The sequence below is a fragment of the Campylobacter concisus genome, from assembly GCF_002165785.1.
GTDB classification, from domain to species: domain Bacteria; phylum Campylobacterota; class Campylobacteria; order Campylobacterales; family Campylobacteraceae; genus Campylobacter_A; species Campylobacter_A concisus_W.
Genome location: NZ_NDYO01000029.1, coordinates 1 through 231, shown reverse-complemented (window position 1 = coordinate 231; position 231 = coordinate 1). Strand labels below are relative to the sequence as shown.

Annotated in this window: 1 pseudogene; it reads left to right on the top strand. The window is 38.5% G+C overall.

The annotated features are described in order from the left end of the window. Positions 1 to 231: pseudogene (locus tag B9N62_RS10310) on the top strand (thioredoxin reductase); the annotation flags it as partial.

Below are 231 nucleotides of genomic sequence, written 5' to 3'. Positions count from 1 at the left end.
TACATCGACTCCACCCTCCTAGAAGCTAAAATAATGTCCCTAACCCCACCAGAGGGCTACCCAAATGCACCATACTATAACACTCCAGAAGAGCTAACAAGACTATATGAGGCTGGTAAATTAGATAAAAAGCTAAATCCACTAACGCCAGTAATGTATAGAGAAAGTTTTCCTGAAGATCTTAGAGCTAAGATACTAAGCTATGCCAAAGAGCATAATATAAAGGAATAA